Annotated in this window: 13 protein-coding genes and 1 pseudogene; 9 read left to right on the forward strand and 5 right to left on the reverse strand. The window is 70.9% G+C overall.

Annotated elements, in window-relative coordinates:
- Positions 1 to 116 precede the first annotated feature (116 nt).
- A pseudogene (locus tag ACFY1J_RS36760) lies at positions 117 to 365 on the forward strand (glycerol acyltransferase); the annotation flags it as partial.
- A 296-nt stretch (positions 366 to 661) separates the two neighbouring features.
- Here ACFY1J_RS36760 and ACFY1J_RS36765 read toward each other — a convergent pair.
- From ACFY1J_RS36765 to ACFY1J_RS36775, 3 genes are all read right to left on the reverse strand, one after another.
- Positions 662 to 1,897, reverse strand: a complete 1,236-nt coding sequence (locus ACFY1J_RS36765; RefSeq protein WP_390711435.1) for a DUF5667 domain-containing protein — start codon at positions 1,895 to 1,897, stop codon at positions 662 to 664.
- Positions 1,898 to 2,144: 247 nt separating this feature from the next.
- Entirely contained in the window at positions 2,145 to 2,924 is a 780-nt protein-coding gene (locus tag ACFY1J_RS36770) for an ECF subfamily RNA polymerase sigma factor, BldN family (protein ID WP_263211187.1), read from the reverse strand.
- 325 nt (positions 2,925 to 3,249) lie between these two features.
- Positions 3,250 to 4,173, reverse strand: a complete 924-nt coding sequence (locus ACFY1J_RS36775) for an HAD family hydrolase (protein ID WP_390732718.1) — start codon at positions 4,171 to 4,173, stop codon at positions 3,250 to 3,252.
- Between the two features lie 103 nt (positions 4,174 to 4,276).
- On the opposite strand from ACFY1J_RS36775, the gene ACFY1J_RS36780 reads away from it, so the two are divergent.
- From ACFY1J_RS36780 to ACFY1J_RS36800, 5 genes are all read left to right on the forward strand, one after another.
- Complete coding sequence (locus ACFY1J_RS36780) at positions 4,277 to 4,552, forward strand: glutaredoxin family protein (protein WP_263211190.1); 276 nt, start codon at positions 4,277 to 4,279, stop codon at positions 4,550 to 4,552.
- Positions 4,553 to 4,787: 235 nt separating this feature from the next.
- Positions 4,788 to 5,549: a redox-sensing transcriptional repressor Rex gene (locus ACFY1J_RS36785; protein WP_363299707.1), complete on the forward strand. Its 762-nt coding sequence runs from the start codon at positions 4,788 to 4,790 to the stop codon at positions 5,547 to 5,549.
- Entirely contained in the window at positions 5,546 to 7,303 is a 1,758-nt protein-coding gene (locus ACFY1J_RS36790; protein ID WP_390732719.1) for a glutamyl-tRNA reductase, read from the forward strand. The genes ACFY1J_RS36785 and ACFY1J_RS36790 overlap by 4 nt, the downstream gene beginning before the upstream one ends.
- On the forward strand, positions 7,300 to 8,259 hold the full coding sequence (gene hemC, locus ACFY1J_RS36795) for a hydroxymethylbilane synthase (protein ID WP_390711438.1): 960 nt from the start codon (positions 7,300 to 7,302) through the stop codon (positions 8,257 to 8,259). Before ACFY1J_RS36790 ends, hemC begins: the two co-directional genes overlap by 4 nt.
- On the forward strand, positions 8,256 to 9,965 hold the full coding sequence (locus ACFY1J_RS36800) for a uroporphyrinogen-III synthase (protein ID WP_390711439.1): 1,710 nt from the start codon (positions 8,256 to 8,258) through the stop codon (positions 9,963 to 9,965). The genes hemC and ACFY1J_RS36800 overlap by 4 nt, the downstream gene beginning before the upstream one ends.
- 607 nt (positions 9,966 to 10,572) lie before the next feature.
- On the opposite strand, the gene ACFY1J_RS36805 is transcribed toward ACFY1J_RS36800, so the two are convergent.
- Positions 10,573 to 11,139 carry a nucleoside deaminase gene (locus tag ACFY1J_RS36805; protein WP_390711440.1) on the reverse strand — a complete coding sequence of 189 codons (567 nt, stop codon included), beginning with the start codon at positions 11,137 to 11,139 and terminating at the stop codon, positions 10,573 to 10,575.
- 89 nt (positions 11,140 to 11,228) lie between these two features.
- On the opposite strand from ACFY1J_RS36805, the gene ACFY1J_RS36810 reads away from it, so the two are divergent.
- The 3 genes from ACFY1J_RS36810 to hemB all read left to right on the forward strand — a co-directional run bounded on the left by ACFY1J_RS36810 (position 11,229) and on the right by hemB (position 14,719).
- The gene (locus tag ACFY1J_RS36810) at positions 11,229 to 12,206 is read left to right on the forward strand and encodes an antibiotic biosynthesis monooxygenase (RefSeq protein WP_390732720.1); all 978 of its coding nucleotides are present in this window, start codon (positions 11,229 to 11,231) and stop codon (positions 12,204 to 12,206) included.
- A 53-nt stretch (positions 12,207 to 12,259) separates the two neighbouring features.
- Positions 12,260 to 13,624 carry an FAD-binding oxidoreductase gene (locus ACFY1J_RS36815; RefSeq protein WP_390732721.1) on the forward strand — a complete coding sequence of 455 codons (1,365 nt, stop codon included), beginning with the start codon at positions 12,260 to 12,262 and terminating at the stop codon, positions 13,622 to 13,624.
- Between the two features lie 102 nt (positions 13,625 to 13,726).
- Complete coding sequence (hemB, locus tag ACFY1J_RS36820) at positions 13,727 to 14,719, forward strand: porphobilinogen synthase (RefSeq protein ID WP_390732722.1); 993 nt, start codon at positions 13,727 to 13,729, stop codon at positions 14,717 to 14,719.
- 6 nt (positions 14,720 to 14,725) lie between these two features.
- Here hemB and ACFY1J_RS36825 read toward each other — a convergent pair whose 3' ends face one another.
- Positions 14,726 to 15,499 (reverse strand): DUF4232 domain-containing protein, encoded by a 774-nt coding sequence (locus tag ACFY1J_RS36825; protein ID WP_390732723.1) that lies wholly within the window; start codon positions 15,497 to 15,499, stop codon positions 14,726 to 14,728.
- Positions 15,500 to 15,611: the final 112 nt, after the last annotated feature.

Consider the following 15,611-nt stretch of genomic DNA (forward strand, 5'->3'; position numbering starts at 1 on the left):
GCGGCGGTCGGTGTTTTTCTGAGTGTGTTCGGGGGCATGTCGGGTCGGCGGACGGAGTCCGGCGCAGGCGGCCGAAGCCCGCGGAGCGGTGCGAGGGTGGCGGTGTGAATGGGTCCCTGGCGCGGCTTCTCGGCTTCCCGTACTTTCCGCTCACCCCTACCTTCCCGTGGCTGGGCCCGCTCGGGGCGGTCCCGCTTCCGACGAAGTGGACGATTCAGTTCGGTGAGCCGATTCCGACGGACGGTTATCCGCCGGAGGCGGCGGAGGACCCGATGTTGATGTTCAATCTGACGGACCAGGTGCGGGAGCAGATTCAGCACACGCTCTACAAGCTGTTGGTGCAGCGGCGGTCGGTGTTTTTCTGAGTGTGTTCGGGGGCATGTCGGGTCGGCGGACGGAGTCCGGCGCAGGCGGCCGAAGCCCGCGGAGCGGTGCGAGGGCGGCGGTGTGAATGGGTCCCTGGCGCGGCTTCTCGGCTTCCCGTACTTTCCGCTCACCCCTACCTTCCCGTGGCTGGGCCCGCTCGGCGCGATCCCGCTCACACGCTCTACAGCTGTTGGTGCAGCGGCGGTCCGTTTTCCTTTGATGCGTTGTGGCCGTCGGTGTACGGCGACGGGGGCGCCCCTTTCAGGAGGGGCGCCCCCGTTGGGTTGATGGTGGGCTAGTTGGCGTCGTTGCTGTCGATTCCCAGGCCCGGGAGGAGGCCCGGGAGGAGGGGCGGCAGGGTGACGTCCGGCTGTGTGGTCGGGGTCTTGCTGGTGGACGGGGAGGCGCTGCCGCTGCTCTTCGGCGGGTCGAACAGGCCGCCCGTGGTGCCGCCGAGCAGGCCGTCGCTCTCGCTGCCGGACGCCGAGCCGCTGGGGCTGCCCGTGCTCGAACTCCGGCCGGAGGCGGAGCTGCCCGTGGAGGGCGCGGTCGACCGGTGTGTGCCGGAGGAACCGGGGGACGCCGAGCCGGTGCCCTGCCGCTTGCCGTCCGCGGTCTGCGAGGGCGTCTGCGGGAGCAGGGACTGGAGCGGCGCGACCTCTTCGTCTATGGCGTCGAACACCGACGAGACCTGGTCACTGACGTCCCCGAGCTGGACGGGCAGCTTGTCGCGGAGCGCGCCCCAGGCCTCACGGTGGGACCGCGAGAAGGCGGAGAGGGCCTGGATGGGGCCCAGGGAGTCCGGGTCGCGCTCGTAGGCCGCGTGCAGCAGGCGGTGGCCCTCCGAGACGTCGTGCTGCATGCCGGACAGCGTGTGGCGGATCTCGCCGATGGACTCGTGGTCCAGCTGGCCGCTGCGCCCGCGCTCCATCAGCCGTCTGGCCTCGCTCAGCCTCGTCGAGGCCTGGTCGAGATACGTCTGGCCGCGCTCGTCCTCCCCATCGCTCAGGTAGTTGAGCTTGAAGTCCTCGATGCCGCGCTTGAGGCCGTAGAGCGAGTCACCGGGCAGCGCGTCGGAACTCGCGGCGGCCACTCCGCCGAAGGCCCCGGCGGCCACCCCGACGCTGAGTCCGCCGGCCGCGAGGCCCTTGGTCAGCCGTGAACGCGGTCGCAACTTCCCCAACGGGCTCGCCCGATGGGCGCCCTTGGCCCGGTGGGAACGCTGCTCGGGCACCGAAGGATCCGCCGCCCCGCCCAGGGTGCCCTCCCGCAGCATGGCCTCCATCGCGGCCACGAGCTGGGCCCGTTGGACGACCTTGACCTCCGGGTCGAGCTCCGGCCTGGGCAGCGCGCCCAGACCGGCCGCGAGGGCCAACAGCTCGCCCTGCTCGGTCCGTTCCGCAGTCGCGGGGAGCGGTGGCGATGCTCCCGGACTCTCGGACTGCGTGGCCGCCGTGTCCCGGTCGGACTGCTCCTCCAGGGCCTGGGCGAAGGCGTTCGCCCGCCGGTGCGCCGATACGTTCGCGATCACTGGCGGCACCTCCTCTCGTCATGACGGTCGACTCCCCAGGGGGTCCTGAGGGTTGCACGCCCCCGAGCACTTCCACACGATCTGGTGATCAGGGTCGGCCCGGACGTGACCACAGGGAGCCTGTATCCCGCACAACGACTGGCGCGGCACTTGGGTTACGGACGACAGATGAAAGGATCAGAAAGACAACAGGCCCTCACGGAACGTGAGTTGCTCGTTGCCCATCGTGTCCGGGCGGCGGCGCGAGTCAGCGTGCGTCGTCGGGCAGGAGCCGGGCGAGGGTGCGCACGGCCCGGTACTGGAGCGTCTTGATGGCGCCCTCGTTCTTGCCCATCACCCGGGCCGTCTCCGCGACGGAGAGGCCCTGGAGGAAGCGCAGCGTCACGCACTCCTGCTGCTGCGGGTTGAGCCGCCGTACGGCGTCGAGCAGAGCGGCGTTCGAGAGCGACTCCAGGACCGAGTCCTCCGGGGAGCGCTCGACCTCGTTGGCGTCGAGCATCTCACCGGTCGTCACTTCGAGGCGGAAACGGCTCGACTTGAAGTGGTCGGCGACCAGGTTGCGGGCGATGGTGACCAGCCAGGCCCCGAAGTCGCGGCCCTGCCAGGTGAAGGTGCCGATGCGGCGCAGGGCGCGCAGGAACGTCTCACTCGTGAGGTCCTCGGCGGTCGCCTTGCCGCCGACGCGGTAGTAGATGTAGCGGTACACCGTGTCGCTGTACTGGTCGTACAGGCGGCCGAAGGCCTCGGCCTCGCCGGACTGCGCGCGCTCGACGAGGTCCATCATCCGCGCGCTGTCGCTGTCCGCGGCCGGACGGCGGGCGGTGGCCGCACCGGCCGAGCGGCCGCGTCTGCCGACCGCGGCGCCGCCGTCGGCCAGTGCGTAGCACGGGCCCACGGGCGCGGCGGTGGCGAAGGCGGGGACGGCGGACGCGGTGGGGACGTAGCCGCGCAACAGCTGCTGGGCCGTCGCGACCGTTGCGCGCAGCGTAGCCAGGCCCGAGGCGTCAACCCCGACGTGTGGGTACACGGGACTCCCAGAGGCAGAGCTTCCATCACGTGCAGTGCGGAACCGTTCACCCGTCGTAGCGACGGAGAGGTACCGGTTTGCGTCCCAGGAGAATAACGCTTCGTGCAGGCGCTGCTACACCCAGTTGCTCAAATCATCGATTGCGTCGCTTCGGTAACCGTTTGGCGCCACTTCAAGTGCCATAGAGTGAACGCTTGTTGATCGGAAAAGTGCGAGTTCCTACGGAGCGAGGGCGTGTTGAGACCCCGGACGGCATAATCCGGCACCTGAGTGCGGCCGACCGGGGGTTTGTGGTGGTGGTGACAGAAGTGGTGACCGAAAGCGTCTACCGACGGCGTCGGTGCAGGGCGATCGCGGCCGCGGTGCCGCCGGCGACCGCTCCGACCCCCGCCGCTGCGGGGATGCCGACCTTCGCCGCCTTGCGGCCGGTGCGGTAGTCGCGCAGCCGCCAGTCCTTCTCACGGGCGTGTCTGCGCAGCTTGGTGTCCGGGTTGATCGCGTAGGGGTGGCCCACGAGCGAGAGCATCGGGATGTCGTTGTGGGAGTCGCTGTAGGCGGCGCAGCGGGACAGGTCCAGGCCCTCCGCGAAGGCCAGCGCGCGGACCGCCTCCGCCTTCGCGGGGCCGTGCAGCGGCTCGCCGACCAGCTTGCCCGTGTAGACGCCGTTGACGGACTCGGCGACCGTGCCCAGGGCGCCGGTCAGGCCGAGGCGCCCGGCGATGACCCCGGCGATCTCCACGGGGGCCGCGGTGACCAGCCACACCCGCTGGCCCGCGTCCAGGTGGGCCTGGGCCAGCGCCCGGGTGCCCGGCCAGATGCGCTCGGCCATGTACTCGTCGTAGATCTCCTCGCCGATCGACTGGAGCTCGGCGACGCGGTGCCCCTTCACGATCGAGAGCGCGGAGTCGCGGGCGTCCTGCATGTGCTCGGGGTCCTCGACCCCGGCCAGCCTGAACCACGCCTGCTGCCAGGCGAACTTCGCCAGGTCGCGGGTCTCGAAGAACTTCCGCTTGTACAGGCCCCGGCCGAAGTGGAACAGCGCGGCACCCTGCATCACGGTGTTGTCCAGGTCGAAGAACGCGGCGGCTTTCTCGTCGCCGAGCACCGGGAAGTCGGGCTCTTCCTCGTCGGGAACACCGGCGGCGTCCTGCGAGGACTTGCGCGCTGCCTCCGCCGAGGCCTCGCCTGCCAACACGCTCCGCGCCGTGGCGGAGCGCCTACGGGGAGTGAGCCATCCGAGAGCGGCCATGGCGTGAGCATAGCCAGTTTGTTCGGTGGTTCCGGAGTCCGGAGGTTTGGAGGCCGTGAACTCTCCGCGACCATGCCGTTAAAGAGGCGGGACAATGGCCGACATGAGTCCCCTCTTCCGCCGTAAGGCACCGGCTCCGCAGGACCGGCTCGTCACTCTCGTCCGCAAGCCCGGCTGTCATCTGTGTGATGACGCACAACTCGTGGTGGAGAAGGTGTGCGGTGATCTCGGTGTGGCCTGGGAACAGAAGGACATCACTCAGGATCCGCAACTGCACGACCAGTACTGGGAGCAGATTCCGGTCGTCCTGGTCGACGGTGAACAGCACACGTTCTGGCGTGTGAACGAAGAACGGTTGCGCAAAGCACTGACCGACTAGTTCAAAGTTCCACGGATGGTCGCTTAGGATCGACGGCGACTTGGTCTTGGGGGCGGGATTGACGAGGAAGTGCGCGGTTTTGCCCCCAGGAGAGAAGCGCGTGACCCCGGTCACGTTGGCCGGGCAAATCGGACACCATCTTTGTGCACGCGTTCACAAAGACATAGCCTGCTGTCGACGGGGCGGTCTGGGTACGTGTGACCGCCCGCAGCCCCGCTCTACCCGCAGGAGCACCGTGGCAACTGGCCGAACACACCGACCGGCGACCCGCAGCCGAGGGATTCCCGAGGCCACCGTCGCCAGGCTTCCGCTGTACCTCCGAGCCCTGACTGCACTGTCCGAGCGCTCGGTACCCACGGTCTCCTCCGAGGAGCTCGCGGCCGCGGCGGGGGTCAACTCCGCCAAGCTGCGCAAGGACTTCTCCTACCTGGGCTCCTACGGAACGCGCGGTGTCGGCTACGACGTCGAGTATCTCGTCTACCAGATCTCCCGCGAACTGGGCCTGACCCAGGACTGGCCGGTTGTCATCGTCGGTATCGGCAACCTCGGCGCCGCCCTCGCCAACTACGGCGGCTTCGCCTCCCGTGGCTTCCGGGTCGCCGCGCTCATCGACGCCGACCCGGCCATGGCGGGCAAGCCCGTCGCCGGCATCCCGGTCCAGCACACCGACGAGCTCGAGAAGATCATCAAGGACAACGGGGTCTCCATCGGCGTCATCGCCACCCCGGCCGGCGCCGCCCAGCAGGTCTGCGACCGGCTCGTGGCCGCCGGCGTCACCTCCATCCTCAACTTCGCGCCGACCGTGCTGACCGTCCCGGACGGCGTCGACGTGCGCAAGGTCGACCTCTCCATCGAGCTGCAGATCCTCGCCTTCCACGAGCAGCGCAAGGCCGGCGAGGAGGCTACCCCCGACGGCGGGGCCCCGGCCGTCGCAGACCGCAAGGACTCCGCCGACCAGGGGCCCGACGGGGACGTACCCGCCGTGATGCCGGCATGAGTCTCCTCGTCGTCGGACTGAGTCACCGCAGCGCTCCGGTCAGCGTGCTGGAACGCGCGGCGCTGTCCACGGACTCCCAGGTCAAGCTGCTCCAGGACACGGTCGCCGCCGAACCGGCCACCGAGGCCGCGGTGCTCGCCACCTGCAACCGCATCGAGCTGTACGCCGACGTGGACAAGTTCCACGCCGGTGTCGCCGAGCTGTCCACGCTGCTCGCCCTGCACAGCGGCGTCGGCCTGGAGGAGCTCACCCCCTACCTCTACGTGCACTACGAGGACCGGGCCGTCCACCACTTCTTCTCGGTGGCCTGCGGACTGGACTCGATGGTCGTCGGCGAGGGACAGATCCTCGGCCAGATCAAGGACTCCCTGGCCAAGGCGCAGGAGCTGCACTCCGCCGGCCGGCTGCTGAACGACTTGTTCCAGCAGTCCCTGCGGGTCGGCAAGCGCGCCCACTCCGAGACCGGCATCGACCGCGCGGGCCAGTCCCTGGTCACCTTCGGCATGGAGCAGCTGGCCGCGGGCACCGAGGTGCAGACCTGGGCCAAGGGCAAGAAGGCCCTGGTCATCGGCGCCGGCTCGATGTCCTCGCTGGCCGCCGCGACGCTTGCGCGCGCCGGGGTCACCGAGGTCGTCGTCGCCAACCGCACCCTGGAGCGCGCCGAGCGCCTCGCGCAGATCCTCACCGAGAGCGCCGAGACGGACGTGACGGCCCGCGCGGTACCGATGGAATCGGTGCCGTTCGAGCTGACACGTGCCGACGTCGCCGTGTCCTGCACGGGAGCGACGGGCCTGGTGCTCACGGCGGACGCGGTCGCGCAGGCCGTCACGGGCCGTACCGGCGAGCCCGCCGCCGGGGCCGAGGCCGGTTCCCGTACGGCGGTGCAGACGGACGTACGAACGGCTCCGCTGCCGCCCACCAGTGTCGGCACCGAGGAGAACTGCCCCCTCGACCTCCCCGCCGTACAGGGCACCGCCGGCTTCTCCGTGCTCGGCGAGGCCGCCGTCGCCGGAATGGCCGCCGCCGAGCTGGAGCAGCACGCGGCCTGGGTGGACAACGGCGCCCCGGACACCCCCGGCCGCGACCGGCGCACGTCCGCCGCGCCGGGTGCCGTCATCGCGCTCGACCCGGCCGCGGACGCCGAGGCGATCGCCGCCCTGGCCGCCACCGTGGCGCTGGTCGGCCGCATCCCCGAGCGCCGCAGGCCCGAACCGGTGGCCGAGATACCGCGCCCGGCCCCCGCGCTCTTCCTCCTCGACCTCGCCATGCCCCGCGACATCGACGCGGCCGTGCACCGGCTGGCCCGGGTGCGGCTGGTGGACATCGAGTCGCTGGCCGAGGCGGCGGCGGACGCGCCGATGGCGGCCGACGTGGACCAGGTCCGGCGTATCGTCTCCGACGAGGTCGCGGCCTTCGGGGCGGCCCAGCGGGCCGCGCACATCACGCCCACGGTGATCGCGCTGCGCACCATGGCCGCCGATGTCGTCGCGGGCGAGATCGCCCGGCTCGACGGACGCCTCCCCGACCTGGACGAACGCCAGCGCGGCGAGATCCGGCAGGCCGTGCACCGCGTCGTCGACAAGCTGCTGCACGCGCCGACCGTACGGGTCAAGCAGCTCGCGGCCGAGCCCGGCGGCGCCGGGTACGCGGACGCGCTGCGCACCCTGTTCGACCTCGACCCCGAGACGGTGGCCTCCGTCTCCCGCGCCGAGGACAGCACCGAGAACCAGGCCAAGAACCGAGGGCCAGCATGAGTACCAAGGCACTGAGACTGGGGACCAGGCGAAGCAAGCTCGCCATGGCCCAGTCGGGGCAGGTGGCGGAAGCCGTAGGCCAGGTGACCGGACGGCCCGTCGAGCTCGTCGAGATCACCACGTACGGCGACAGGTCCCGTGAGCACCTCGCGCAGATCGGCGGCACGGGCGTGTTCGTCACGGCGCTGCGTGACGCGCTGCTGCGCGGTGAGGTCGACTTCGCGGTTCACTCGCTGAAGGACCTCCCGACCGGGCAGCCCGCGGAGCTGGTGCTGGCCGCCGTTCCCGAGCGCGAGGACCCGCGTGACGTGATCGTCGCCCGGGACGCGCTGAAGTTCACCGACCTCCCGCGGGGCGCCCGCATCGGCACGGGTTCGCCGCGCCGCATGGCGCAGCTGAACGCGTACGCGCGCAGCCATGGGCTGGACATAGAGACGGTCCCGATCCGGGGCAACGTCGACACCCGCATCGGATTCGTCCGGGACGGCGAGCTGGACGCGGTCGTGCTGGCCGCGGCCGGCCTCAGCCGCATGGGCCGGATCGAGGAGGTGACCGACTTCCTGTCGGTCGACACGGTTTTGCCCGCCCCCGGCCAGGGGGCCCTGGCGATCGAGTGTGCCGCGGACAACGCGGAGCTGATCGCGGCGCTCGGCAGGCTCGACGACCCGTTCACGCGGGCCGCCGTGACCGCCGAGCGGTCACTGCTCGCCGCCCTGGAGGCCGGCTGCAGCGCCCCCGTGGGCGCGCTGGCCGACCTGCTGGCCGACGGGCAGATTGTCAAGGAAATGCGCCTGCGCGCTGTCGTCGGCACGACCGACGGCTCCCGCACGGTGCAGCTGTCCACCACCGGTCCCGTGCCCGAGACGTACGAGCAGGCAGTGGCGCTCGGTCGCGAACTCGCCACCGAGATGCTTGCCCAGGGCGCGGCCGGTCTGATGGGGGAGCGAGCACATTGAGCCCCACCACCCTTCCCGCCGCCGGTCCGGAACACGGGCACGTCACCTTCCTCGGTGCCGGACCCGGGGATCCGGGACTGCTGACTCTGCGCGCCGTGGAGGCGCTGTCGAACGCGGACGTCCTGATCGCCGAGCACGACGTGCTCGACGTCATCCGGACGCACGCCCGACAGGGTGTCTCCGTCGTGCCGACGGACACGGATTCCTCTTTGGATACGTATCCGGGCAAGGGCACGCCTCAACTGGCGGTTGTTGACGGCGCGTCAACAACCGCTGGGGTCCCGTCGGTGCGGGATGCGGCTCATCTTGTCATGGAGGCCGCGCGGGGCGGCAGGCGGGTCGTGCGTGCGGTGTCCGGGGACCCCGGGCTCGACGCGTACGCCGCCGAGGAGATGCTGGCGTGCGCCGGCGCCGGGGTGCCCTTCGAGGTGGTCCCCGGTGTCGCGGCCGCGGTCGGTGTGCCCGCGTACGCCGGTGTGCCGCTGCGGGACGCGCAGGGCGCGGACGTCCGGTTCGTGGACGCCCGTACGGCGTCGGACCGGTGCTGGACGGAGGTGGGCGCGTCGGACGGCACGGTCGTCGTTTCGACGACGCTGGACTCCGTGGCGGCGGCCGCGGGCGAGTTGGTGGCCGCAGGCCGCAAGCCGGACACTCCGTTGACGGTCACCGTCGCGGGTACGACGACGCGTCAGCGCACCTGGACCGCCACGCTCGGCACGATCGCGCAGACCCTGAAGCAGGCGAAGGTGCTGCCGTCCCCGGAGGGCGGCCGGCCGGTGATAGCCGTGGTCGGTGAGCGCTTCGCGGCCGCCCAGCGCGACCAGCTGTCGTGGTTCGAGTCCAAGCCGCTGTTCGGCTGGAAGGTGCTCGTACCGCGTACGAAGGAGCAGGCGGCGTCGCTCTCCGACCAGCTGCGGTCGTACGGGGCCGTGCCGCACGAGGTGCCGACGATCGCCGTCGAGCCGCCGCGGACGCCCCAGCAGATGGAGCGCGCGGTCAAGGGCCTGGTGACCGGCCGCTACGAGTGGATCGCCTTCACCTCGGTCAACGCCGTCAAGGCGGTCCGGGAGAAGTTCGAGGAGTACGGCCTCGACGCGCGCGCCTTCGCGGGCATCAAGGTGGCCGCGGTCGGCGAGCAGACGGCGAAGGCGCTGATCGCCTTCGGCGTGAAGCCGGACCTGATGCCGAGCGGCGAGCAGTCCGCGGCGGGCCTGCTCGAGGACTGGCCGCCGTACGACCCCGTCTTCGACCCCATCGACCGGGTGTTCCTGCCCCGGGCGGACATCGCCACGGAGACCCTTGTCGCCGGGCTGATCGAGCTGGGCTGGGAGGTCGACGACGTCACGGCGTACCGCACCGTGCGGGCGTCACCGCCGCCGGCGGAGACGCGGGAGGCGATCAAGGGCGGTGGCTTCGACGCGGTCCTGTTCACCTCGTCGTCGACGGTCCGGAACCTGGTCGGCATCGCGGGCAAGCCGCACAACGTGACGGTGATCGCGTGCATCGGCCCGGCGACGGCGAAGACGGCGGAGGAACACGGCCTGCGCGTCGACGTCATGGCTCCCGAGCCGTCCGTCCACAAGCTGGCAGAGGCCCTGGCCGACTTCGGCCTGCGCCGCAGGGCCGCGGCCCTGGAGGCCGGCGACCCGGTCACGCGGCCGAGTGAGCGCCGGCCGGGGGCACGGCGGCGTCGCTCGACGACGTAGCGGCTCCGCGCCCTGTGCGAAGTGCAACGCCCCCTCTCCTGTGGGAGACGGGGGCGTTCGCGATTGGTGCGGGTAGCGAGGGGGGGGTGACGAGCCGGTGGAGGGGGCGGCCGACTTCGGCCTGCGCCGCCGGACTGCGGCGCTGGGGGTGGGGGACCCCGTCACGCGGCCGAGTGAGCGGCGGGCGGGGGCACGGCGGCGTCGCTCGACGACGTAGCGGCTCCGCGCCCCTGTGTGAAGTGCAACGCCCCCTCTCCTGTGGGAGACGGGGGCGTTCGCGATTGGTGCGGGTAGCGAGGGGGGGTGACGAGCCGGTGGAGGGGGCGGCCGACTTCGGCCTGCGCCGCCGGACTGCGGCGCTGGGGGTGGGGGATCCCGTCACGCGGCCGGGGGGGGGGCGGCGGTCAACGACGTAGCGGCTCCGCGCCCTGTGTGAAGTGCTTGCCCCCGTCTCCTGCGCGAGGATGGGGGAGCCCGTCACCCGCCCGAGCGAGCGTCGGCCGGGGGGCCCGGCGGTGGCGGTCCACGGCCTGGGCGGGCTTCGCGGTTGCCGTGGCGTGTATGCCCCGCCGTCCCGTACAGGAGACGGCGGGGCGTTCTTTGTGCCTCAGTAGGCGTGGCGGTCGGCCTTGTGGGTCCAGGCTTCGTAGGCCTCGGCGCCGAGTTCGGGGAGGATCTGTTCGACGTGGATGCGGCGCTGGTCGAGGGGCCGCTGGAAGTCCTCGTACTGGAACGAGTCGTCGAAGCCGATTTCCCGAGTGGCCGTCAGATCGCAGCTGTAGTAGACGTCGTCGATCCGCGACCAGTAGATGGCGCTCATGCACATCGGGCAGGGCGCGCCGCTGATGTAGATCGAGCAGCCCTGGAGCATCCTGGCCCGCTCCGGCACCGGGTCGGGGGACCCTTCGGGGCGCGGCACGTATTCGAGTGTGCTCTCGTTCTGGTGTTCCGGCGATATCGACGGCGCCGCGGGGTTCAGGCGCTGTATGGCCTTGCGGATGGTCTCCATTTCGGCGTGCGCGGTGGGATCGCCGGTGAGCAGTACACGGTTCTGTCCCGTGGCCACGATTTCGCCGTCCCGGGTGAGCACGGCGCCGAACGGCCCGCCCCAGCCCCTCACGACGGATTCTGTGGCCAGCCGTACCGCTTCGGCCAGGAACTCTTGGTGACCCATGTCGGACCTCCACTCAGCACTGCCGAGAAAAAATTGCCCCGCCTTTCCTCGTTTGTTTGATAACTCCCCTTTGAACTAGACTACTCCGTATGGGTTCACGTGCAATCCATGCCCCGGCCGGAGACGGCGCGACCGTTGTGACCTCCCAAAAGGTGCGGGAAGGCTGCGAAGACGACTATCAGCGCTGGCAGGAACGGACCAACCGGGCCGTGCGCGCATTCGACGGATTCGAGGGGACGGAAATGTATCCCCCGGGCGTCGGCGACGAGCGTGCCTGGGTGGTGGTCTTCCGTTTCTCCCGTCTCGACCAGCTGACCGCGTGGCTGGACTCCAGCGAGCGCCGGGAACTGCTTGCCGAGGCCCGCCCGCTCTTCGACGGGACGCCGACACAGGAAGTCCTGGCCGGCGGTGCGCCACCGCAGGCCAAGGAGGAGGCCGTCACGGCGGTCATCTCCCATCATGTGCGCCCAGGCCGCGAGGGGGACTTCGCACGGTGGCAGGTCAAGGCCTTCAAGGCGCAGGCGAAGTACCCGGGTTTCATGGGCAACGAACTGTTCAGGCCGGTCGAGGGAATCCAGGACAACTGGGTCGTCGTCTTCCGCTTCGACACCCGTCAACACCTCGACGAATGGCTCGCGTCGGACACCCGCCAAAGGCTCCTGGAAGAGGGCGAGCGCTACTTCTCCGGCTACGACGTGCAGAAGGTGGGATCGGCCTTCAGCGGCTGGTTCCGCTTCGGCGCGGGCGCGGACAACGCGGTCCCGCCCAACTGGAAACAGGCCATGTCCGTGGTGCTGGGGCTCTATCCCACCGTGATGGTCCTGAACCTGACGGTCGGTCGTGTGCTGACCGACCTCCGAGTGCCCGGCTACCTCAGCCTGTTCGTCTCGAACGTGCTGAGCGTCTCCATCCTGACCTGGTTCATGATGCCCCTGGTGAATCGCATCTTCGCCTTCTGGCTGGTGCCCCAGCGGGCGCGTTCCGTGCGCACCCATGTGGCGGGGGCGGCCCTCGTGATGCTGGGCTGGGCGCTGTGCATCCTGATTTTCGGCCTGACGAGCGGCTGAGCCTCACGAGTGGCTGAGCTTCACGAGCGGCCGAGGAGCTTTGAGGAGCCGGCATGAGCGAAAAGATCGAGGGAGAAATCGTCCGACGGGGCGACGCCGCCTACGACAGCACCTGGTCGGCCATGCTGTGGAACGAGCTCAAGCCGCAGCGCTTTCCCGATCTGATCGTCCGGGCCGCCACCGAGCGCGACGTCCCGGCCGCCGTCCGGCTGGCCCGCGCCGAGGGGCACCGGATCGCCCTGCGCTCCCACGGACACAGCTGGTGCGGCTCACCGCTGCGTGACGGCGGCATGCTCATCGACCTCTCCGCGCTCAACGCATGCGAGACAGACCCGGCTTCGCGCACCGCCACCGTGCAACCGGCGCTCAGCGGGCGCGAGTTCGTCGCCGCGCTCGCCCCGCACGGCCTCGCCTTCCCGGCCGGGCACTGCGGACCGGTTGCCCTCGGCGGCTATCTGCTCAGCGGTGGCCTCGGCTGGAACGCGGGCGTCCTCGGGCCGGCCGCCGCAAGCGTGCGGGCGGTCGAGGTGGTCACGGCGGACGGCTCCACCCTCACCTGCAGCAAGGACGAGCACCCCGACCTCTTCTGGGCCGCCCGTGGCGCGGGCCCCGGCTTCTTCGCCGTCGCCACCCGCTTCCATCTGGCGCTGTACGACCTGCCGACGGCGGTCGCCGAGACCACGTACGCCTTCCCCCTGGCCGACGTCGAACCGGTGACCCGCTGGGCCACCACGGCGGCCAAGCGGCTGCCGGCGAACGTCGAGGCGTCCTTCATGCTCGCGACCGCCTCCCCGGACTACGCGACGGCGATGCCGAGGCCCAAGGTGATCGGTTTCACCGGCACCGCCTTCGCCCGCACGCATGAGGAAGCCGTCGCCTGCCTGGAGCCGCTGCGGGACTGCCCCCTGGCCGACCGCGCCCTGTTCCGCAGGGTGGACGAGCCCAGGACCTTCGAGGACCTCTACGACACGTCGTCCCGCTTCTGGCCCCGGGGCCACCGCAATGTCGTGGACACCCTGTGGTCGGACACCGGGTACGAGACCCTACTGCCCGCGCTCGCCGCCTCCGTCGCCGCGGCCCCCTCGGAGCAGTCACTGGTCCTCGCGCCCCTGTGGCCGGTCTCGCGGGACCGCTCCCTCTCGCGCGACATGGCCTTCCCGGTCCTGGGCGAGACCTATCTGGCCCCCTTCGCGACCTGGGACGACCCGGCCGCGGACGCCGACAATGTGCGCTGGCTGAGGGACACGATGCGGATCGTCGAGCCGTACGGAACCGGCCACTACATCGCCGAGGCCGACCTCACCGCCGATCCGTCCCGGGCCCGGCGGTCGTACACCCCGGCAGGCTGGGAGCGGCTGCGGGCGCTGAAGGCCGCGTACGACCCGGAGAATGTCTTCCACACCTATCTCACGCCGTGACACCGGGAGGGTCTCACGCCGTGACACCGGGCGGTCCGGGCTGCCCGGGGGCCGACAGGGCGTCGGCAAAGGGGCCCCTGCGCCAGGCGTAGCGTAGAGCGCATGACGAAGTACGGCTCCTTCCCCGGTTCGCGGCCCCGGCGACTGCGGACGTCCCCCGTGATGCGTCGCATGGTCGCCGAGACCCGGCTGCACCCCGCCGACCTCATCCTCCCCGCCTTCGTGCGCGAGGGGGTCGGTGAGCCGGTGCCGATCGCCGCCATGCCCGGCGTCGTACAGCACACGCGGGACAGCCTGAAGAAGGCGGCCGCGGAGGCGGTCGAGGCGGGGATCTCCGGGATCATGCTCTTCGGTGTGCCGGAGGAGGGGAAGAAGGACGCCCTCGGCACTCCCGGGACGGATCCGGACGGGATCCTTCAGGTCGCCATCCGCGATGTGCGGGCCGAGGTCGGGGACGACCTGCTGGTGATGTCCGATCTGTGCCTCGACGAGACCACCGATCACGGGCACTGCGGGGTGCTCGACGAGCACGGCCGCGTGGACAACGACGCCACTCTGGAGCGGTACGCCGAGATGGCGCAGGTGCAGGCCGACGCCGGTGCCCATGTCGTCGGGCCCAGCGGAATGATGGACGGGCAGATCGGGGTCGTCCGCGACGCGCTCGACCAGATCGGCCGCGAGGACGTCGCCATCCTCGCCTACACGGCCAAGTACTCCTCCGCGTTCTACGGCCCCTTCCGCGAGGCCGTCGCCTCCTCGCTCAAGGGCGACCGCAAGACCTATCAGCAGGACCCCGCCAACTGGCGCGAGTCCCTGCGGGAGTTGGCCCTCGATCTGGAGGAGGGGGCCGACATGGTGATGGTGAAGCCCGCCGGGCCCTACCTCGACATCCTGGCGAGGGTTGCGGACGCCGTCGACGTGCCCGTCGCCGCGTACCAGATCTCCGGCGAGTACTCGATGATCGAGGCCGCCGCGGAGAAGGGCTGGGTCGACCGCGACCGCGCCATCCTGGAGACGCTGACGGGCATCAAGCGGGCCGGCGCCCGGAACATCCTCACCTACTGGGCCACCGAGGTCGCCCAGCGGCTGCTCTGACGCGGCTCACCAGTTGAGGGCGTCGTCCGCGTTCTGCTGCCAGTACGTCACCTTCAGCGAGCTGTCGTAGTACACGCCCTTGGCCGGCAGCGACGGGGTCGCGGACGCGCCGCCGCTGCTGTTGGGCGTCTTGCCCTGGAAGGCGACGGTCAGCTTGTGACCCGTCGTGCCGCCCTCCCCGCTGCCGTCGGCGGCGGACAGCAGGACGCCCGCGTAGCCGGACTCGCCGGGCGCGAGGGTCGTCACGGCCTGCGGGTGGGTCTCCTCGGCGGCCTGCGGCACCCACTGCATCTCGTCGAAGCGGAGCACCGGGTAGTACGTCAGGTCGCAGTACTTCGACCCGGTGTTCTTGACCGTGATGAGCATGTGGTTGAGCGGGCGGGGGACCGGCTGCGCGGTGACCTTGGTGTTGGAGCCGTTGCACAGGACGCGGTTCTTCGGGTCCCACGGGTCCGAGGAGCCGCCGCCCGAGGAGCCCTTGACGGATCCGGACGAGCCCGAGGACGAGGACCCCTTGGCCGATCCGGACGAGCCCGACGCGGAGCCCGAAGTGGAGCCCGACGCGGAGCCCGAAGTGGAGCCCGAGGCGGAGCCCGAACCCTTCGTGGTGTCGGCGGTGGGTGTCGCGGCGCCCTTGTCGCCCGCGGTCGTGGCCGTCGTGGCGGAGGACCGCGACGCGCCTTCGTCCTTGATCCCGTCACCGCCGTTGCACGCCGTGAGGGCGAGGGCGGCAAGGGCGGCTCCGGTGACGGCGAGCAGCGGGGTACGGCGGGTACGCATGGCAAGTCCTCTTTCGAGCGGAGGGTGGTGTCGTGCTTGGATGACCAGAGCCTGCGGGGCGATCCGTCCCACCTGCCACACCCGGCGGCCGATCAGGGACGCTGGAATGGCC

Source organism: Streptomyces sp. NPDC001406 (genome assembly GCF_042895285.1).
Taxonomy (GTDB): Bacteria; Actinomycetota; Actinomycetes; order Streptomycetales; family Streptomycetaceae; genus Streptomyces.